The sequence below is a fragment of the Micromonospora sp. NPDC047762 genome (assembly GCF_043204655.1).
Taxonomy (GTDB): domain Bacteria; phylum Actinomycetota; class Actinomycetes; order Mycobacteriales; family Micromonosporaceae; genus Micromonospora.
On record NZ_JBIDCQ010000001.1, the window covers coordinates 720,582 to 737,910 of the forward strand.

Below are 17,329 nucleotides of genomic sequence, written 5' to 3' on the forward strand. Positions count from 1 at the left end.
AGGCATCAGCCGGTATGGTCCGGGCCTATGGGACAGGAATTGACTGATCCGGCCGACATCCGGCAGGACGTCGGCCAGTTCTCTCTCCGGTGCAGCGTTCTCGTCCCGGGTGCCGCCGAGCACGCATTCGCGGTCTTCAGCGACGAGCTGACCGACTGGTGGGTCACCGAATACACCTGGTCCGGCCCGGACGCACTGGCCGAGCTGGGCATGGAGCCTCGGGCCGGCGGCATGCTCTACGAGATCGGCCCGTACGGTTTCCGGGCCGACTGGGGCCGGGTGCTCACCTGGGATCCGCCTCGCCGACTGGTCTTCGTGTGGCAGATCGGCCCCGACCGGGCACCGGTGCCGGACCCGGCCCGCGCGAGCGAGGTCGAGGTGTTGTTCCATGCCGAGGGGCCGGAACAGACCCGGCTCGAACTGGAGCACCGGCACTTCGACCGGCACGGCGAGGCTGCCGAGGGTTACCGCAAGGCGCTCACTGCCGGCTGGCACGAGCTGCTCACCCGCTACGTCGCCACGGTGTCGCGCCATCGCCCCAGCACGGCGGCCTGACGGCCTACCGGATCACCGGCCGAGCCGCCGACCGGCAGCGGCACCACCGAGGTCCCGACCACCGAGGTTCGCGCGTTCCCCGGCCTCCGCCCCCGAACCGAAGCCGGTGCCGCCCAACCGACGTGGCGGTGCCGTACGCAGCCGTGGGTACTCCTCGGTGAGCCGGCGCTGCACCCGGTCGGACCGGTCGGCCAGCACCAGCGCCACCGACGGGGTCCCCGACTCGCTGGCCGCCGCCGACTCCGCCGCCCAGAGTCGCCCTCCGACCACCTCCGCGAAGCCGGCCAGCCAGGAGCGGCGGAAGGCGGCGGGGTGGTCGTCGGCGGGCACCTCGGTGGCGGCCAGGCCGTGCGCCGCCTGCACGAGCAGTGAGGTGAAGAGCAGGTCGACCCGTTCCAGGTCACTGGCGAAGCCGAAGAGGTGCAGGGCGAAGCCGTTGCCCTGCCGACGGCGTACGCAGCGGCAGCGCAGCGGCTCGGCCACCGCGGCGAGCAGGCCGACCTTGTCGCGGGCGTACGGGGCGACGACGTCCAGCACCCGATCGCCGACCGGGTCGGTGGTCGGGTCCCGGGCGGCGAGCAGCGCCCGGTCGACGCCGTAGCGGGCGATCAGCTCGGTCGCCTTGGCGGTGAACGCGGCGGACTCGGCCGGCGTGCAGGCCGGGTCCTCGGCCTGGGCCAACAGCTTGCGCACCTTGCTGAGCATGGCCTCGGACATGCCTACAGAGCTACCACACGGGCCGGACATCACCGGGGCCGCGCGGCCATCGATCGATACGTATCATCGTCACGGCCAGATGATCAGTCCAATACGGACCGTTGACCAACTCATTGGAGGAACGAACGGATGCCATCCCCGACCGCTCGTCTGCTCGCCGTCGCCACGGCCGTCGCGCTGCTCTCCGTCGGCACGCCCGCCCAGGCGGAGCCGACCACACCGACCACGCCGGTCAGCTCCGGGCCGAACGTGTTCGCCCCGCTCGCCACCTGTTACGGCGGGGCGGTCCGGTCGTACTTCGAGACCGGCCGGTACGGCGGCTCAGCCGGCCAGTACCGCACCACGACGCGCTGCCGCGACATCAACGTGCGCAACGCGAGCGTGTACGCCACCGACGCGTGCGTGATCTTCGTCGACAAGACGAGCGCCTGCAACTACTGGACCTACCTGCCGGCCAACTCGGGTTGGATCACGGTAGCGACCAACGTTCGGGACGGCGTCAACTTCCGGGTCCGCTTCGAGAACCTGCGCTACGAGTACGAACCGCTCATCGCGTACCACGCGTTCTGACCGACCCGCACGGTCGCGGCGTCCGCCCCCCGACGGACGCCGCGACCCGGCGGCGGTTCACCCCGCGCGGCTGCGCAGTGTGGCGATCGTCGAGCCGGCGAGTGTGAGCAGGCAGTCGGGGAGCAGCCCGTCGGCGGCCGCCGCGCCGAACAGCGCCTCCCCGGTCGGCTCGTCCCGATTCGCGTACGCGCTGACGAAGCGGGCCACCCAGCGGGTGTCGTACCCGGCCTGGTCGATCCCCGGAAAGTCGAGCGCCGCCCCGCTGGCTGCCGGCGCGTCACCGAGCATCGTCGCGGCCAGGCACCAGGCGACGTCGTACGCGCCGTCCAGGCCGGCCCGGTCGACGACCGCGTCGAAGGCTCCCACCACCGCGTCTCCATCGCCGGTCAGCGCCGAACGGAGCACGGCGGCCGCGTCATCGAACGTCTGCTGTGGTAGGTCCGTCACGCAGCGCACAGTAGGACGGGTGGTCAAGCGCCCCTCTCAACCGTCACTGTCCGTGTTCAACGCGAGCTACCTGCGCATTACGCCACCTCCACGGTCCCGCCGCCGGCCTCGGCACGCTAATGTGCGCAGCGGACCTTCGCCGGAGGAAGGACGACCATGTTCGTATCACGCCGCTCGCGGGTAGCCACACTGGCTGCCTGCGCGACGATCCTGCTCGCCACAAGCGCTTGCGGGGATGACAAGCCCGAAGAGGCCAGCGCCCAACAGGTGCGCCTCTACGGCACGGACGGCAACATGCTCAACTCCTATCCAGCGGAGTTGAAGGAACGGGCGAGTCTCGTCGACGGAATGAAGGGCACCACGCCCCTCGTGCCGCTGCCAGACGACTTCAAGGGCCGGCTACGGGCCGTCAATCCGGCGCTGACGGACTTCGTGTACTCCGCCGAGACGTACGACGCGGTGGTGATCGCCGTGCTCGCCGCCCAGTTGGCCGGGAGCACCGACCCGGCCGCCATCACCAAGCAGATCGTTGCCGTGACCAACGACGGGCAGCGCTGCGAAGACCCGACGAGCTGTCTCGCGCTGGCCCGCAACGGGCAGGACATCGAGTACCGCGGCGTGTCGCTGACCCGGGCGGGCTTCACCGACAAGGGTGAGCCGGCCACGGCGAGCTACGCGACGCTGACCTTCGACGGGCAGCAGATCAACGACGGCAAGACCGAGTTCGTCGGCGCCGGCATCGAGTCGGCGGCGAGCACCAAGGCCCCGCCGAAGCCGAAGAAGCAGCGCCCGGGTGGCGCCGCCGCCGACCAGGAGCCGCTGATCCTGGGTGGCCTGCTGCCGAAGACCGGTGACCTCTCGATCGCCTACCCGCCGATGGCCGCCGGCGCGGCGCTGGCGATCAAGGAGGTCAACGCCGCTGGCGGCGCACTGGGCAAGCCGGTGACGTGGCTCGACGGCGACGACGGCACCAACCCGGCGGTGGCCAAGGCGACGGTGGCCAAGCACGTGACGGACGGCGTCAGCGTGATCATCGGTGCCGGTGGTTCGGGCATCTCCCGGGCGGTGCTGCCGGACGTGGTGCAGGCCGGGAAGATCCTCTTCTCCCCGTCCAACACCGACAGCAGCCTGACCGACGTCGACGACCAGGGCCTCTACTTCCGTACCGCCCCGCCGGACAGCCTCCAGGGCCGGGCGCTGGCCGACGTGATCCTCCGCGACGGGTCACAGAAGATCGTCATCGTCGCCCGCAAGGACTCCTACGGTGAGGGCCTCCAGGGCACCGTCCGTGACGAGCTGGAGAAGGCCGGTATCGCCAACGACCGGCTCAAGCTGTTGACGTACGAGCCGCCGGCCGACGCCAAGGCCGCTCCGGTCGACTTCAGCGGCGGCGCGAAGGAGATCAAGGAATTCGGCGCGGACGCCGTACTGATCATCGGTTTCGGTGAGTCCGCCCAGGTGATCCGCGGCCTGGCCGACGCCGGGGTGCAGATCCGGCAGTAGGCAGGCCCAGAAACGACGACGGCCGCACCGGCTTCACGCCGGTGCGGCCGTTTCTGCGTACGCGGGATCAGCGCGGCCGGCGGCGCTCCAGGAACTCGGTCATCCGGCGGTGCTTCTCGTCGTCCTCGAAGAGCACCGCCTGGCTGACCAGGTCGAGGTGCGGGTGCGCGGCGGCCGGCGCGTCCACCGCCAGCTTGGTCAGCCGCACCGCCAACGGTGAGCCCAGGGCGATCTCGTCCAGCAACGCGTGCGCCACCGTCAGCAGCTCGCCGGGCTCGTCCACCACCCGGTTCACCAGGCCGATCCGCAACGCCTCAGCGGCGTCCACCCGCCGGCCCGTGAAGAGCAGCTCCTTGGCCCGGCCCTCGCCGATCAACGCCGGCAGCCGGTGGGTCGCGCCGGCGCCGGCAAGGACGCCCAACCGCACCTCCGGTTGCCCGAAGACCGCCCGCGCCGTGCACACCCGCAGATCGCAGGCGTACGCCAGCTCCGCGCCACCGCCCAACGCCGGGCCGTCGACGGCCGCCACGGTCGGCATCGGCAGCGCCCGGATACGGGCGAAGGCAGCCGAGTTGATCGCGGCGAGGGCGTCCGTGCGACCCCGTTCGCGGAGTTGGCCGATGTCGGCGCCACCGGCGAAGATGCCCGACGCGCCGCCGGTGAGCAGCAGCAGGCGCGGGCGGGCCTCCAACTCGGCGCAGACCTGGTGCAGCTCGGCGATCAGGTCGGCGTCGATGGCGTTGCGCTTCTCCGGCCGGTCCAGGGTGACCACCAGCCGGTCCGGACGCTCCTCGATCCGCAACCCGCTCACTGCCTGACCCCGCCTTCCCAGCGGTAGAAGCCCTGCCCGGACTTCTTGCCCAGCCGCCCGGCGGCCACCATCTCCACCAGCAGCTGCGGCGGCGCGAAACGGTCCCCGTACGCGGCCTGAAGGGTGCGGGCGATGTCCAGCCGCACGTCGAGCCCAACCAGGTCGGTGAGCTCCAACGGCCCGATCGGGTGCCGGTAGCCGAGCACCATGGCCTTGTCGATGTCCGCCGGGCTGGCCACCTCGTCGGCGACCATCCGGATGGCCTCCAGCCCGAGGGTGACCCCGAGCCGGGAGGTGGCGAAACCGGGCATGTCGCGTACGACGACGGGGTCCTTGCCGAGCCGGCCGGCGAGCGCGACGGCCGCGGCGGTGGTCTCCTCGGCGGTGGCCGGGCCGACCACGATCTCCAGCAGCGCCATCGCCCAGACCGGGTTGAAGAAGTGCAGGCCGAGGAAGCGCTCGGGCGCGTCCAGCTCGGCGGCCAGCGCCCCGATGGCGATGCTGGAGGTGTTGCTGCCCAGCAGTGCCGGACGCAGCGCGGCGGCGTCCCGGAGAACCGCACGCTTCAGCTCGAGGCGCTCCGGCACCGCCTCCACGATCACCTGGGGGGCGGGAGCTACATCGGCGAGGGTTGGGCGCAGCGTCACCCGCTGCCGGTTCGTGGCGGCCTCGTCGGCGCTCAACTTCCCTCGCTGCACAGCCCGCTCCCACAGCTCGGCGAGCCGGTTCAGCGCGGCCGCACCCCGCGCGGGGTCCACCTCGACCAACTCGACGGCGTGCCCGGCGCCGGCCGCCACGTACGCGATGCCAAGCCCCATCGTGCCGGCACCGACGACCACGAAACGATCGCTCATCACGCCTCCCTGTCCCGCCCGCCGACGCGCGGGGTCCCCGCTACGCCGGCCCGGGTGTCCCGCCCGCTCCGCTCGCTCATGGTGCGACCCTAGACAGCGCGACGACCCGGTCCATGCGTGGGGGAGCGCCGGATCGGGTAATGACGCCCCGTCAACCGAGGGAAGGACCGCATCGACATGAGCCAGGCACCGGAGAGCGTCACCGCCGGGGAGACCGTGGAGACCCGAGGCGACGAGCGGGTCGAACTGCTGCGCGCCGACACCAACAACGACGGCAAGACCGACGTGTGGGTGGTCGACACCGACGGCGACGGCAAGGCGGACCTGTTCCAGTTCGACACCGACGGTGACGGCAAGGTGGACATCACCATGGTCGACATCGACGAGGACGGCCAACCGGACGAGGTGGTCGACGGCGACGGCGGCCTTCCGCCCGAGCAGCTCCCCCCGACCGTCCAGGTCTGAGACGTACGGACGGCCCCCGCTCTCCGCCCGGCGGTGAGCGGGGGCCGTCCTGCTCAGTCGACGAGGCGCAGGGTGGCCAGGTAGTAGGGGGCGTCACGGTCGTCCACATCGGTGAGCCGCCAACCGGTGCCGTGCACGAGGCTGGCGAACTCGTCCGCCGAGCAGACCAGGTAGTCGAACCACTCGGTGCTCAACTCGCGGTAGCGCAGCCGCAGCCGCAGCTGGCCACCGAACCGGCCGCGTCGACGGTTGCGCTCGTGGTAGCCGGTGTGCAGCGGGTCGCGGGTGCCGTACGGGTTGGTGCCCTGCGCGATGATCTGCGCCCCCGGTCGGGCCAGCGCGGCCAGCGCGGCCAGGAACTCGGGAGCACGCTCCCGCCCCTCGAACAGCCCGAGGTTGTTGCCGAGCAGCAGGAACGTGTCGTACCGCGACCCGTCGGCGACGTGCGTGTCGACGGTGCCGTGCACCAGCCGCCGGACACCGCGACGCCGGCTCACCTCCAGCGCGCCGGCGGAGGTGTCCAGCCCGGTGACCGGTACGCCGCGCTCCTGGAGCAGCAGCGCGATCCGGCCGGCTCCGGTGCCGATGTCCAGCGTCTCGCCGTGCGCCCGGTCCACCGCGCGGTGGTCGTACGGCTGCCACTCGGCCGGCCCGTCCAGGTAGTGCGCGGCCGGAGCGCCGTTGATCAGACCGTCGTCCCGTTCGATGATCTCGATGACCGGTCGCGGCAGTCGACCACCGACCAGGGGCCGGGGGCCCACCCCGGTGGCCACGGCGAGCGTGTCCCGCAGCAGTTCGCCGACCACGTCACCGATCTGGGGCTCCACCGTCACGACGTTCACGCTATCTGGCCACTCAGTGCCCCGCACCGGCCGTATCCTGGCGGCGTGACCATGCTGGACCGACTGTCGGCCGAGAAGTACATCCTGCTCACGACCTTTCGCAAGGACGGTCGGGCGGTGCCGACCCCGGTCTGGGCGGTGCGCGACGGCGAGGCGTTGGCGGTCTGGACCCGGGCCGACTCCGGCAAGGTGAAGCGGATCCGCCGCAACGGAGAGGTGACCATCGCCCCGTGCGACGTCCGGGGTCGACCACACGGGGCGGAGGTGCCAGCTCACGCGACGCTCTACGGAGGTGGTGACACCGGCCGGATCCGCGACCTGATCAAGCACAAGTACCGCGTGATCGGTCGACTGAGTCTGCTGAGCAGCCGGTTGCGGCGCGGCGAGGGCGGCACGGTGGGCATCCGGGTGACGTTGGCCGAGCCACGGCGCTGACCCCGCGGCGCTGACCCGCGGTCGGGTCGTGCTCGGCGGCGCACACGAAAAGGGGCGGCGGATCGAGATCCACCGCCCCTTTCGAAGAACTATCGCTGCTCAGTCGCCCTGCCGCTGCTGCGGGATCTGGCCCTGCAAAAGCGCCCTGACCTCCGACTCACGGTACCGACGGTGGCCACCCAGGGTGCGGATGGCACTGAGCTTGCCAGCCTTGGCCCACCGGGTCACCGTCTTCGGGTCGACCCGGAACATCGACGCCACCTCGGCCGGCGTGAGTAGCGGCTCTGGTTCGTGCGTTCGCGATGCCATCGGTCACTCCTCCACATGTATAGACATCGGCCGGGGTCCCGCCGGCCGACGCGTCTCCCATGGTCCGGCTAGTCCCCGATGTCCGACATGGGCCGAACGGATGAAGGTCCCTAGACGGACGGATGAACCATGCCCGATTTTTACGACTTTTACACGGCAGAAAGTACCTTATTAGGACTCATGATCACGGTTCGTGATGCGTCAACTACGAGCACAACTCGCCTTGGGAGCGCTCCTAGTGCGATATGCCCTAGTTGCACCGCTCCAACAGCTGCACCGCGCGCCACCGGGCCACCAATTTGTCGTACGCGGCCGACGCCTCCTCGGCCTCGCCGCGCGACAGCCCCGCGAGGCCACCGGCGACCAGCTCGGGCGAGTCGTCCGCGGCGAGCGTCTCGTCGGAGAGCAGGTCGACCAGACCGCCGTAGTCCAGCTCGACCACTGACCGCGGATGGAATTCCTCCAGCCAGCGGGCCGCCTCCTCCACCGCCTCGGTGATCGGCGCCTCGCCCACCGACTTGCGCAGCACCGACAGCGCCCGCGACGAGCGGCGTCGAGCCTTGGAGATCTCGGTGCGGTAGCGCAACGCCCGCCGGCCCGGCTGGGTGACCAGGTCCCGCTCCGCCGGGTCGAAGAGCACGAACCACCGCAGCGGTACGCCCCAGGTGGCGATCTGTTCGTGCACCCTGGGCACCCCGTGCTCCAGCACCCGGGCGCCACTGCGCCAGTCGTCCACCACCGCCCTGGCCTGCCCGGCGAGCACCGGCGGCACGAAGGCGTCGGCGAGCACCGAGGGCACCCCGTCCCGGGCGCTGAGCGCCGCCTCAGCGACCCGGATGCGCAGGTTCCACGGGCAGACCAGCAGGCCGTCGTCCGTCTCCAGGACGTACGCCTCCTCCGGCAGGTCGGGCAGCCGGGTCCAGCCAGCGCCCAGCGCCTCGATCACCGCCGTCCGCTGCCGACCGGGCCCCTCGACCGGGGCGATCGCGCGCCCCTCCGAGACGTAGCGGCGCCAGTAGCTCTGCCGGTCCCGATCGAACGCGGCCAGCGGTTCGTACACGCGCAGGTAAGAAGCGAAGAGCGACGGCACCGCGCGATCCTCCCACGAACCACGCCCGTACGCGGTCAGCGGCCGGAGCACGCGCGCCGCACCGTGGGACGGCGGCGGCACGTCGAGCGCCTGCCCGGCGGCCGATACTAGGCTCGATCACACCGGCAGCATCCCCGCCGGGGTCCACCAGGTCCGCGTCCCACAAGGACGCACACCACAGTAGGAGCCAACAATGGGCGTATTCGCGAGCACCGACGACCCGGTATCGACCGGTCACGAACAGGTCGTGTTCTGCCAGGACAAGCAGAGCGGCCTGAAGGCGATCATCGGGATCTACTCCACCGCGCTGGGCCCGGCACTCGGCGGCACCCGCTTCTACCCGTACGCGAGCGAGGACGACGCCCTCGCCGACGTGCTGGACCTGTCCCGCGGGATGGCGTACAAGAACGCGCTCGCCGGGCTGGACCTGGGCGGCGGCAAGGCCGTCATCTGGGGCGACCCGGAGCAGATCAAGAGCGAGGCGCTCCTGCGCGCGTACGGCCGCTTCGTGGAGTCGCTGGGCGGTCGCTACTACACCGCCTGTGACGTCGGCACGTACGTGGCGGACATGGACGTGGTGGCCCGGGAGACCCGCTACGTGACCGGGCGCAGCGTCGAGCACGGCGGCGCCGGCGACTCGTCGATCCTCACCGCCTGGGGTGTCTTCCAGGGGATGCGGGCCGCTGCCGAGCACGTGTGGGGCACTCCGAGCCTGCGGGGCCGGCGGGTCGGCGTGGCCGGGCTGGGCAAGGTCGGCAAGTACCTCACCGGGCACCTGCTGGAGGACGGCGCCGAGGTGGTCGCCACCGACGTCAACCCGAAGGCGCTGGCGTGGGTGCGCAGCAACCACCCTGAGGTCACCCTCGTCGACGACGCCAGCGCGCTGGTCGCCGCGGACATCGACGTGTACGCGCCGTGCGCGCTGGGTGGCGCCCTGAACGACGACACCGTGCCGGCGTTGCGCGCCAAGGTGGTCACCGGGGCGGCGAACAACCAGCTCGCCCACCCGGGCATCGAGAAGCTGCTGGCCGACCGGGGCATCCTCTACACCCCGGACTACGTGGTCAACGCGGGCGGCGTGATCCAGGTGGCCGACGAGATCGAGGGCTTCAACTTCGACCGGGCGAAGCTGCGGGCGACCCGGATCTACGACACCACCCGCGAGATCCTGCACCTGGCTGACGCGGAGGGCGTGCCCCCGGCGGTGGCCGCCGACCGGCTGGCGGAGCGCCGGATGGCGGACGTCGGCCGGTTGCGCGCGATCCACCTGCGCTGAGCGCCCCCGGGGGCGGGTCGACGAGATCCGCCTCCGGGCCCCGGTGCCGGGCCTCGCTGGGTAAGCTGAGCCCGGGTCGAATTTGATGCGGTTTGTCCGGTGTCACGGGTGCTAACCGTTCCGCTCCTTACCCGGTACACTGGGTGACGGCCGGATCGACGCGACGCGCAGAGCCGGCTGACGGTAACCCGAGGTGCCGAACGTTGGCATCCCCATGTACCGTAAGAGCCACGAGAGATGCCTGACGTCATCGGGGCCCGCCTTCGGGCTGCCCCGCATTCTGTGCGAGGGGGTCGAGCCATGGGGCGCGGCCGTGCTAAGGCCAAGCAGACTAAGGTGGCGCGGGAGTTGAAGTACCACTCCCCGAACACCGACCTCACCGCTTTGCAGCGCGAACTGGCGGGTGCTGGTAAGTCTGAGCACCACTTCGACGACGACTCTAAAGAGTCCGTCGGCGATGATGATGAGGATCACGCTGACGACGACCCAGATCCCTGGGTACGTCCGACCCGCTGACCTCTCGACGCAGCTGAGCACGCGGTAACCCCCGCGTGCTCACGCACGTCCCGTGCAGGTGCAGTCGCCGACGATCAGGGGCCTGGCCCGACCGGATCCACTCCGGCCGCTCGACAGGCCCCTGACAACGGCTCCCTCAGCGCGGGCGATTGTTCCAGTTGTAGAACGTCGGGATGTTCTCGAAGTGGTTCCAGGCGCAGACCGCGCTGGAGTCCCCTCCGCCCGACACCTCCGAACGCAGCAGCCGTGCGTCCTCGGCCTCCTGGAGCAGCGCGACGAGCGCGGGAGCCGCGTCCCGCACCCGTTCGGTGACTCCGTCGTTCGCTTCGCGCTCAGGCCGCCGGTGACTGGTGGTCTCGGGCATGCTCCAACACTCCCTCCAATAGGCGGATCTTGCTGTTGCGGCAGTGCTCGGTCTCCGTACCGTCAAAACGCCCCAGTTCGAAGTAACGGTTGGCGGCATGACCACCACCGCAGAAGCCGAAGTACGGGCAGGACGCCCGACACGCCTCCACCCCGGCCAGGAACTCCCCCACCCACGGCGTCGACGCCGCGTTGCCGAGGATCTGCGCCAACGGGGTCGTCAGCACGTTGCCGCTGCTGAAGTCGCCGTAGCGGGGGTCGGTGAACCCGGCCAACTCCGGCGACAGCACGATCACCGAGCCGTCGTGACCGATCGTCGGGATCGGGTCCAGATGGCGGGGCAGCACCCCGTCCGCCGAGTTGTCCAGCACCGCCGCGGCGTAACGCAACGACCACTCGATCTCGCGGAGATGGATCCGGGGCTCCCGACGCCACGCCCCGACCAACTCCGCCCAGAACGCGGACACCGCCGACGGGTCGTGGCGGTTGTCGCGGGTGTTGACCCCCTCGGTCTCCTCGATGTTGATGCCCAGCACGTCGCAGCCCAGCTCGAGGAAGTAGTCGTACAGCTCGGTGGCGAGCCCCGGCTCGGGCCGGGACACCACGGCCAGCGCGGAGAAGGGCAGACCGCGCCGGCGCAGCACCGAGATGCCGTGCAGGATCCGGTCGTACGCCGGCTGACCGCCCCGGTTTACCCGGTCGCCGTTACGCGCCCGGGGCCCGTCGACGCTCACACTCACCCGCATCTCGTGCCGGGCGAAGAAATCGCACCAGGCGTCGTCGATGAGGGTGGCGTTGGTCTGCACGTGGTGCTCGACCGCCGGCCCGAACGGGGCGATCAGATCGGCCAGGTGCTCTCGACCGGCGGCCAGGGGCTCGCCGCCATGCCACACGACGGAGAACCGACCAGTCGCCGCCCACGGATTGACAGCGGCCGCGACCGCCTCGGCCACCGCCACCGGCATCCGGCGGTCGGCGGCGCGAAACGGCAGATAGCAGTACGCGCAGTCGAGGTTGCAGAGAGTGGTGGGCTGCATGACGACGTACGACGGGACGGCGGCAAGGCCGCGCATCCCGCTGAACGACTGTCCCCGAGCAGCCATTGCCCTCCTCCGCCTAGCCTGAGGGTGCCCTTCAGGCTAGGCGGCATTGGCCACTCGGGTGAAGCCCTGATCAGGTGCCCGTACGATCACCGGGAGGTGATCATCCTCGGGTGTGCTGACCGACCATCTGCACGTTGCCGGTGCCTTCGATGATCTCGCCGGCCTGCCACGCCTCGACGCCACGGCCGGTCAGGGTGGCCAGCGCCCGGTCGGCGTCCTCGGCCGAGACGATCGCGAACATGCCGACGCCCATGTTGAAGGTCGACTCCATGTCGTGGTCGTCGATCCGACCCTTCGTCTGGATCAGGTCGAAGATCGGCTGCGGCTTCCAGGTGGACCGGTTGACCACCGCGTCCACGTGCTCGGGCAACACCCGGACCAGGTTGCCGGGGATGCCGCCACCGGTGATGTGGGACAGCGCCCGCACCTCGGCCTCGGCGATCAGCTTGAGGCAGTCCTTGGCGTAGATCTTCGTCGGCGTGAGCAGCTCCTCGCCGAGGGTCCGCTGCCGACCGAAGTCGTCGATCACGATGTCCAGACGCATCCGGGCCGCGCCCAGCAGCACGTGCCGGACCAGCGAGTACCCGTTGGAGTGCAGGCCGGAGGAGCGCATGGCGATCACCACGTCGCCCACCTCGACCCGCTCGGGGCTCAGGATGTCAGCTTCCTCGACCACGCCCACGCCGGTCGCGGAAATGTCGTACTCGTCCGGACGCAGGACGCCGGGGTGCTCGGCGGTCTCGCCGCCCAGCAGCGCGCAGCCGGCGTAGCGGCAGCCGTCGGCGATGCCCGCGCCGATCTCGGCGACCTTGTCCGGCACCACCTCGCCGGTGGCGATGTAGTCGAGCAGGAACAGCGGCTCGGCGCCGCAGGCCACCAGGTCGTCGACGACCATCGCGACGAGGTCGATGCCGACCGTGTCGTGAATGTCCATCTGCTGGGCGATCACCAGCTTGGTGCCCACCCCGTCGGTGGAGGACGCCAGGATCGGGCTCTTGTACTTCTTCGTGTCCAGCCGGAACAGGCCGGCGAAGCCACCGAGGTCACCGAGCACCTCGGGACGGCGGGTCTGCCGCACCTTCGACTTGAGCAACTCCACCGCGCGGTCACCCGCGTCGATGGAGACACCGGCGTCGGCGTACGAGACCGAGCGTTTGCGCGCCTGGCGGCCAGCACCGCCCGTCCACGGCTGGCGGTCGCCGCCGGCGCCGGTCGGGCTGCTTCCTGCGCCGCTGCGCTCGGACACGTGCGTCACGGTTCTCCCCTTTGGTTCTCGGTGCCGCCGGCGGTAGCCGGGCCGCGCCGGTTGGTGCTACGGGCGGTTTGCGGTAACGCCACCCGGAGTGGCGACGGACGAGCCGTTGGTGAGCGGGGCCTCCGGCGTCGAGTTGGCGACGCGTCGACCCACCCCTTCGAGCAGGTGCTTACCGATCAGGTTGCCGGCTGGCAACTCGATCGGGTACTCCCCATCGAAACACGCCCGACACAACCTGGTCTTCGGCTGCTCGGTCGCGGCGATCAGACCGGGAAGGGAAACGAAGCCCAGCGTGTCGGCGCCGATGGAGCGCCGGATGCCGTCGTTGTCCAACCCGTTGGCCAGCAGCTCCGCCCGGGTGGCGAAGTCGATGCCGTAGAAGCACGGCCAGCTGACCGGCGGGGAGGAGATCCGGACGTGCACCTCCAGCGCCCCCGCCTCACGCAGCATCCGCACGATGGCGCGCTGGGTGTTGCCGCGCACGATCGAGTCGTCCACCACCACCAACCGCTTGCCGCGGACGTTCTCCCGCAGCGGGTTGAGCTTGAGCCGGATGCCGAGCTGACGCAGGGTCTGCGACGGCTGGATGAAGGTGCGGCCCACGTACGGGTTCTTCATCAGACCGGCGCCGTACGTGATGCCGGACGCCTCCGCGTACCCGATGGCGGCCGGGGTGCCCGACTCGGGCACCGGGATCACCAGGTCGGCCTCGACCGGGTGCTCCTTGGCCAACTGCCGGCCGATCTGCACCCGCGCCGAGTGGACGTTGCGCCCGGCGATCGTGGCATCCGGGCGGGCGATGTAGACGTACTCGAAGAGGCAGCCCTTCGGCTCCGGCGCGGCGAACCGGGTGGAGCGCAGCCCGTTCTCGTCGATCGCGATCAACTCGCCCGGCTCGACCTCGCGCACCACGCTGGCGCCGACGATGTCCAGGGCGGCCGTCTCGCTGGCGACGACCCAGCCGCGCTCAAGGCGGCCGAGCACCAGCGGGCGGACGCCGTGCGGATCGCGGGCCGCGTAGAGGGTCGACTCGTCCATGAAGACGAAGCTGAACGCGCCACGCAGCTGCGGCAGCACCTCCAGCGCGGCCGCCTCTACCGAAAGATCCGGTCGGCTGGCGAGCAGCATCGTCACCAGGGAGGTGTCGTTTGTCGAGCCGTCCGCGATGAGGCCGCGCTCGGCGACCTCCTTCTCCAGCTCGGCCGTGTTGACCAGGTTGCCGTTGTGGGCCAGCGCGATGGTCGTGCCGGAGGTCGTCGACCGGATCGTCGGCTGGGCGTTCTCCCAGTTGGACGCGCCGGTGGTGGAGTACCGGGCGTGCCCGATCGCCAGGTGACCACGCAGGCTGGCCAGGGTGGGCTCGTCGAAGACCTGCGCCACCAGGCCGAGGTCCTTGTAGACCACCACGCCGGAGCCATCGCTCACCGCGATGCCCGCCGCCTCCTGGCCGCGGTGCTGTAGGGCGTAGAGGCCGAAGTAGGTCAGATTGGCAACCTCTTCGCCGGGGGCCCAGACGCCGAAGACGCCACAGGCATCCTGGGGGCCAGGTCGTTGGGGATCAAGGTCGTGGCTCAGCCGGCCGTCGCCTCGGGGCACCTACCGCTCCCTCATGCTGGTCTGGACCGGCCGGGCGGGGATCACGGGCGGATCCACTCTCCTCTGCCGGGACCACTGTCATCGCCTGACAGTGTACGCGAATCGGCGTCAATACAGAAAGTCACGATTCCCCTGCTCAGCGTTACGGGGAGTGGACATCGGGACAACTAGAGGGGCAGATAGGCCGAGAGGTCCGCGCGGTTTCCACTCATCTGGACGCGACCGTCGGTGACCGCCTCCGCCCAGGCGACCCTGCCGGTTGCCAGCTCCAACCAGGTGTTCGGGGCCATCTCGACCACGTTTGGTGGATTTCCCCTGGTGTGTCGAGGCCCCGGTACGCACTGGATCGCCCCGTATGGTGGGACGCGCACCTCCACCGATCGGCCGGGGGCGCGCTCCGCGAGGACGGCCAACAGCGACCGGACCGCCTCTCGGAACACCGGCCGTTCGGGTGTACGCCCCTCGTCGAGCGCCGACAACGCGGCGGCAACGGCAGCGGACTTACTGTGCGGAGAGGACACGACGGGACGATACGACCCCCAGGCCAAACACGCGACGCTGGCCCTGGGTCGCGCTCATGCAGTCGGACAAGGCATAGTTGCCGACGGCGTATTCGTACCGTGATGATCCCCGGCCCGGCGCCCCGCCGGTCAGAGGGAAGTCAGCCCGGAAGGCGGTGGACGTGTCAACACACCGACGTGCCTGGAAGCAGCGGGCCGGTGTGGTCGTAGCGCTGGTTGCCGGCGCTCTGCTCGCCGTCCCCGCCACACCAGCCATGGCCGCAGATGTCAGCGTTTCCCCCGGCTCGATCACCGTAAACGCCGGCAGCGACGCCACAATCACCGTGCGCGTCACCGGGGGTAATGACGACGAGTCAGCGAAGGTCAGCCTCGCCGGCCTGCCGTCCGGCGTCAGCTGCGCCAGTGGTTGCGGCGACGTCAAACTCTCCGGCGGCGGCCTGGGCAACCCGACAGGGTCGGCCCTGGTCAGGATCGCGGCCAGCGACAACGCCGGCGACGCGACCGCGACCATCACGGTGGCCGTCGAGGCCGAGTCGGGCCCGGACACCGCCACCGTCTCGCTGACTGTGAAGGGCAAGGCCGCTCCGCCGCCGCCGCAGAACCAGACCGTGCGGTCGGTCTCCGGCAAGGTGGTCGCGCAGGGCGACGGCAAGGCCGTGGCGAACGCGTTCGTGGTCCTCCAGGACACCGCCGGTCACCGTTACGACGCCACCAGCAATGGCAGCGGCGACTTCCGGTTCACCGGCACCACCCAGAACCCGATCGCGCCCGGACGGATCGACCTGGGCGCGTCGTTCGACAACATCAAGGCGTTCAAGTCCTTGAACGCCAGCGCCGGGCAGGCAGTCACCGGTCAGCGACTCAGCCTCGCGATCAAGGTCGAGACGACGCCCAGCGCCACGCCGTCCGCCACCCCCGAGGCCACTCCCACCGACGAGGCGACCGAGGAGGGCACCGAGGAGGAGCCCACCGAGGAGGCCAGCCAGGGTGCTCCGGCGAACGCCGCGAACAGCGAGGACGACGGCGGCGGCTTCAGCTCGTACCTGATCATTCTGCTCGGTGGTCTCCTGGTCGCCGCCGGTGTCGGCACGATCGTGCTGCTCTGGATGAAGCGCAGGGAGAACGGCGACGACGACGACGCTCCGGCGGCTGTCGGCGGCGGCGGTGTGGTGCCTCCCTCACGGGGCGGTTTCCGCGGTCCGGACGACCAGACCCGCGTGGTCGGCGGTCGGCCCGGCGGTGGAGCGGATCCGACGATGGTCGGCGGCGCGGCGCTGAGCGAGGCGCCGACGATGATGCACCGCCCGGTGGTCGACGACGTTCCGCCGGACCCGTACGGCGCGCCTGCCCAGCCTTACGGCGGCGCGGGTCAGCAGGGTTGGGGTGGCGCGGGCTACGGCGAGGAGCCAGCGTCCGCTGGGTACGGTGCCGGCGGCTACGGCAACGCCCCCGCCTCCGGTGGCGGCTACGGCTCCCCGGCCGGCCCCGAGGGCGGTTACGGCGCTGGTGCGGCCGGTGACGGCTACGGTGCCGCGCCCGGCGCCGGTTACGGCAATGCTCCGGCCTCCGGTGCCGGCTACGGGAACGCCCCAGCCTCCGGTGGCGGCTACGGCGGTCGTGATTACGACGCCCCGGGCGGCACCGCCGCCTACCCGCCGGCTCCCGCTGGCGCAGCCGGTTACGGCGAGCGGTTCGACGAGCCGACCGGCCGTTACACCGGCGACAGCACCCAGTACCCGGCCCCGGCCGACCCGTACGCCACCGGCGTCTACCAGCCCGAACAGGGGCAGGGGTACGGCCAGCCCGATGCCGCCCCGTACGGCGGTCGCGCCGCCGAGCCGACCGCAGGATACGGCGCTCCGGAGGCTGGCAGGTACGACCAGGGCGGCTACGGCCAACCGGCCGGCGGCTACGACCAGGGCGGCAACTACGGTCAGGAGCCTCCGCAGCAGCAGCGCGGCGGCTACGACGACCGAGGCTACGACCAGGCCGGCTACGGCCAGCCCGCCGGCGGCTACGACCAGGGCGGCAACTACGGTCAGGAGCCTCCGCAGCAGCAGCGCGGCGGCTACGACGACCGAGGCTACGACCAGGCCGGCTA

Annotated in this window: 20 protein-coding genes; 8 read left to right on the forward strand and 12 right to left on the reverse strand. The window is 70.9% G+C overall.

Annotated elements, in window-relative coordinates:
- Positions 1-27: 27 nt before the first annotated feature.
- Complete coding sequence (locus ACGF3C_RS03550; RefSeq protein ID WP_355004723.1) at positions 28-555, forward strand: SRPBCC family protein; 528 nt, start codon at positions 28-30, stop codon at positions 553-555.
- A 12-nt stretch (positions 556-567) separates the two neighbouring features.
- Here the strand turns inward: ACGF3C_RS03550 and ACGF3C_RS03555 are convergent, their stop codons facing one another.
- Positions 568-1,272, reverse strand: a complete 705-nt coding sequence (locus ACGF3C_RS03555; RefSeq protein WP_357203063.1) for a DUF2786 domain-containing protein — start codon at positions 1,270-1,272, stop codon at positions 568-570.
- Positions 1,273-1,401: 129 nt separating this feature from the next.
- Between ACGF3C_RS03555 and ACGF3C_RS03560 the strand changes: the two genes are divergently transcribed.
- The gene (locus tag ACGF3C_RS03560; protein ID WP_393218395.1) at positions 1,402-1,842 is read left to right on the forward strand and encodes a hypothetical protein; all 441 of its coding nucleotides are present in this window, start codon (positions 1,402-1,404) and stop codon (positions 1,840-1,842) included.
- Between the two features lie 57 nt (positions 1,843-1,899).
- Here ACGF3C_RS03560 and ACGF3C_RS03565 read toward each other — a convergent pair whose 3' ends face one another.
- Positions 1,900-2,289 (reverse strand): hypothetical protein, encoded by a 390-nt coding sequence (locus ACGF3C_RS03565; RefSeq protein ID WP_350854648.1) that lies wholly within the window; start codon positions 2,287-2,289, stop codon positions 1,900-1,902.
- Between the two features lie 156 nt (positions 2,290-2,445).
- On the opposite strand from ACGF3C_RS03565, the gene ACGF3C_RS03570 reads away from it, so the two are divergent.
- A complete protein-coding gene (locus ACGF3C_RS03570) occupies positions 2,446-3,792 on the forward strand; it encodes an ABC transporter substrate-binding protein (protein ID WP_355004720.1) in 1,347 nt (448 codons plus the stop codon).
- Positions 3,793-3,859: 67 nt separating this feature from the next.
- Here ACGF3C_RS03570 and ACGF3C_RS03575 read toward each other — a convergent pair whose 3' ends face one another.
- Together ACGF3C_RS03575 and ACGF3C_RS03580 are read right to left on the reverse strand one after the other, a co-directional pair.
- Positions 3,860-4,603 carry an enoyl-CoA hydratase/isomerase family protein gene (locus ACGF3C_RS03575; RefSeq protein WP_393218399.1) on the reverse strand — a complete coding sequence of 248 codons (744 nt, stop codon included), beginning with the start codon at positions 4,601-4,603 and terminating at the stop codon, positions 3,860-3,862.
- Positions 4,600-5,457 carry a 3-hydroxyacyl-CoA dehydrogenase family protein gene (locus ACGF3C_RS03580; RefSeq protein ID WP_357222777.1) on the reverse strand — a complete coding sequence of 286 codons (858 nt, stop codon included), beginning with the start codon at positions 5,455-5,457 and terminating at the stop codon, positions 4,600-4,602. Before ACGF3C_RS03580 ends, ACGF3C_RS03575 begins: the two co-directional genes overlap by 4 nt.
- A gap of 177 nt (positions 5,458-5,634) precedes the next feature.
- On the opposite strand from ACGF3C_RS03580, the gene ACGF3C_RS03585 reads away from it, so the two are divergent.
- Positions 5,635-5,922: a hypothetical protein gene (locus ACGF3C_RS03585; RefSeq protein WP_355004718.1), complete on the forward strand. Its 288-nt coding sequence runs from the start codon at positions 5,635-5,637 to the stop codon at positions 5,920-5,922.
- 53 nt (positions 5,923-5,975) lie between these two features.
- On the opposite strand, the gene ACGF3C_RS03590 is transcribed toward ACGF3C_RS03585, so the two are convergent.
- Positions 5,976-6,755 carry a class I SAM-dependent methyltransferase gene (locus tag ACGF3C_RS03590; protein ID WP_393218402.1) on the reverse strand — a complete coding sequence of 260 codons (780 nt, stop codon included), beginning with the start codon at positions 6,753-6,755 and terminating at the stop codon, positions 5,976-5,978.
- A gap of 54 nt (positions 6,756-6,809) precedes the next feature.
- Here ACGF3C_RS03590 and ACGF3C_RS03595 point away from each other — a divergent pair, with 54 nt between their 5' ends.
- Positions 6,810-7,199: a PPOX class F420-dependent oxidoreductase gene (locus tag ACGF3C_RS03595; RefSeq protein WP_357222771.1), complete on the forward strand. Its 390-nt coding sequence runs from the start codon at positions 6,810-6,812 to the stop codon at positions 7,197-7,199.
- A 99-nt stretch (positions 7,200-7,298) separates the two neighbouring features.
- On the opposite strand, the gene ACGF3C_RS03600 is transcribed toward ACGF3C_RS03595, so the two are convergent.
- Together ACGF3C_RS03600 and ACGF3C_RS03605 are read right to left on the reverse strand one after the other, a co-directional pair.
- Positions 7,299-7,508 carry a BldC family transcriptional regulator gene (locus ACGF3C_RS03600; protein WP_007073996.1) on the reverse strand — a complete coding sequence of 70 codons (210 nt, stop codon included), beginning with the start codon at positions 7,506-7,508 and terminating at the stop codon, positions 7,299-7,301.
- Between the two features lie 250 nt (positions 7,509-7,758).
- Positions 7,759-8,598 (reverse strand): hypothetical protein, encoded by an 840-nt coding sequence (locus ACGF3C_RS03605; RefSeq protein WP_203123410.1) that lies wholly within the window; start codon positions 8,596-8,598, stop codon positions 7,759-7,761.
- Positions 8,599-8,791: 193 nt separating this feature from the next.
- Between ACGF3C_RS03605 and ACGF3C_RS03610 the strand changes: the two genes are divergently transcribed.
- Positions 8,792-9,874, forward strand: a complete 1,083-nt coding sequence (locus ACGF3C_RS03610) for a Glu/Leu/Phe/Val dehydrogenase dimerization domain-containing protein (protein WP_145796214.1) — start codon at positions 8,792-8,794, stop codon at positions 9,872-9,874.
- 300 nt (positions 9,875-10,174) lie between these two features.
- Positions 10,175-10,390, forward strand: coding sequence for a DUF3073 domain-containing protein (locus ACGF3C_RS03615; protein ID WP_124821603.1), 216 nt, complete (start codon positions 10,175-10,177; stop codon positions 10,388-10,390).
- Positions 10,391-10,526: 136 nt separating this feature from the next.
- Here ACGF3C_RS03615 and amcA read toward each other — a convergent pair whose 3' ends face one another.
- From amcA to ACGF3C_RS03640, 5 genes are all read right to left on the reverse strand, one after another.
- Positions 10,527-10,754 (reverse strand): multiple cyclophane-containing RiPP AmcA, encoded by a 228-nt coding sequence (gene amcA, locus ACGF3C_RS03620; protein ID WP_357206840.1) that lies wholly within the window; start codon positions 10,752-10,754, stop codon positions 10,527-10,529.
- Positions 10,723-11,826 (reverse strand): cyclophane-forming radical SAM peptide maturase AmcB, encoded by a 1,104-nt coding sequence (gene amcB / locus ACGF3C_RS03625; protein WP_357222786.1) that lies wholly within the window; start codon positions 11,824-11,826, stop codon positions 10,723-10,725. The genes amcA and amcB overlap by 32 nt, the downstream gene beginning before the upstream one ends.
- A 130-nt stretch (positions 11,827-11,956) precedes the next feature.
- Positions 11,957-13,111: a phosphoribosylformylglycinamidine cyclo-ligase gene (gene purM, locus ACGF3C_RS03630; RefSeq protein ID WP_196920530.1), complete on the reverse strand. Its 1,155-nt coding sequence runs from the start codon at positions 13,109-13,111 to the stop codon at positions 11,957-11,959.
- A gap of 57 nt (positions 13,112-13,168) precedes the next feature.
- Positions 13,169-14,707: an amidophosphoribosyltransferase gene (gene purF, locus ACGF3C_RS03635; protein WP_393218407.1), complete on the reverse strand. Its 1,539-nt coding sequence runs from the start codon at positions 14,705-14,707 to the stop codon at positions 13,169-13,171.
- Positions 14,708-14,874: 167 nt separating this feature from the next.
- Positions 14,875-15,228: a sterol carrier family protein gene (locus ACGF3C_RS03640; protein WP_238672767.1), complete on the reverse strand. Its 354-nt coding sequence runs from the start codon at positions 15,226-15,228 to the stop codon at positions 14,875-14,877.
- Positions 15,229-15,428: 200 nt separating this feature from the next.
- Here ACGF3C_RS03640 and ACGF3C_RS03645 point away from each other — a divergent pair.
- A partial coding sequence (locus tag ACGF3C_RS03645) for a carboxypeptidase regulatory-like domain-containing protein (RefSeq protein ID WP_393218410.1) occupies positions 15,429-17,329 on the forward strand: 1,901 nt, incomplete at its 3' end.

Excerpts from the sequence above, each read along its gene's own strand:
- ACGF3C_RS03550 (WP_355004723.1), top strand. The coding sequence starts at position 28 with ATGGGACAGGAATTGACTGATCCGGCCGACATCCGGCAGGACGTCGGC.
- ACGF3C_RS03555 (WP_357203063.1), bottom strand. The coding sequence starts at position 1,272 with ATGTCCGAGGCCATGCTCAGCAAGGTGCGCAAGCTGTTGGCCCAGGCC.
- ACGF3C_RS03560 (WP_393218395.1), top strand. The coding sequence starts at position 1,402 with ATGCCATCCCCGACCGCTCGTCTGCTCGCCGTCGCCACGGCCGTCGCG.
- ACGF3C_RS03570 (WP_355004720.1), top strand. The coding sequence starts at position 2,446 with ATGTTCGTATCACGCCGCTCGCGGGTAGCCACACTGGCTGCCTGCGCG.
- ACGF3C_RS03580 (WP_357222777.1), bottom strand. The coding sequence starts at position 5,457 with ATGAGCGATCGTTTCGTGGTCGTCGGTGCCGGCACGATGGGGCTTGGC.
- ACGF3C_RS03585 (WP_355004718.1), top strand. The coding sequence starts at position 5,635 with ATGAGCCAGGCACCGGAGAGCGTCACCGCCGGGGAGACCGTGGAGACC.
- ACGF3C_RS03600 (WP_007073996.1), bottom strand. The coding sequence starts at position 7,508 with ATGGCATCGCGAACGCACGAACCAGAGCCGCTACTCACGCCGGCCGAG.
- ACGF3C_RS03610 (WP_145796214.1), top strand. The coding sequence starts at position 8,792 with ATGGGCGTATTCGCGAGCACCGACGACCCGGTATCGACCGGTCACGAA.
- ACGF3C_RS03615 (WP_124821603.1), top strand. The coding sequence starts at position 10,175 with ATGGGGCGCGGCCGTGCTAAGGCCAAGCAGACTAAGGTGGCGCGGGAG.
- amcA (WP_357206840.1), bottom strand. The coding sequence starts at position 10,754 with ATGCCCGAGACCACCAGTCACCGGCGGCCTGAGCGCGAAGCGAACGAC.
- amcB (WP_357222786.1), bottom strand. The coding sequence starts at position 11,826 with ATGCGCGGCCTTGCCGCCGTCCCGTCGTACGTCGTCATGCAGCCCACC.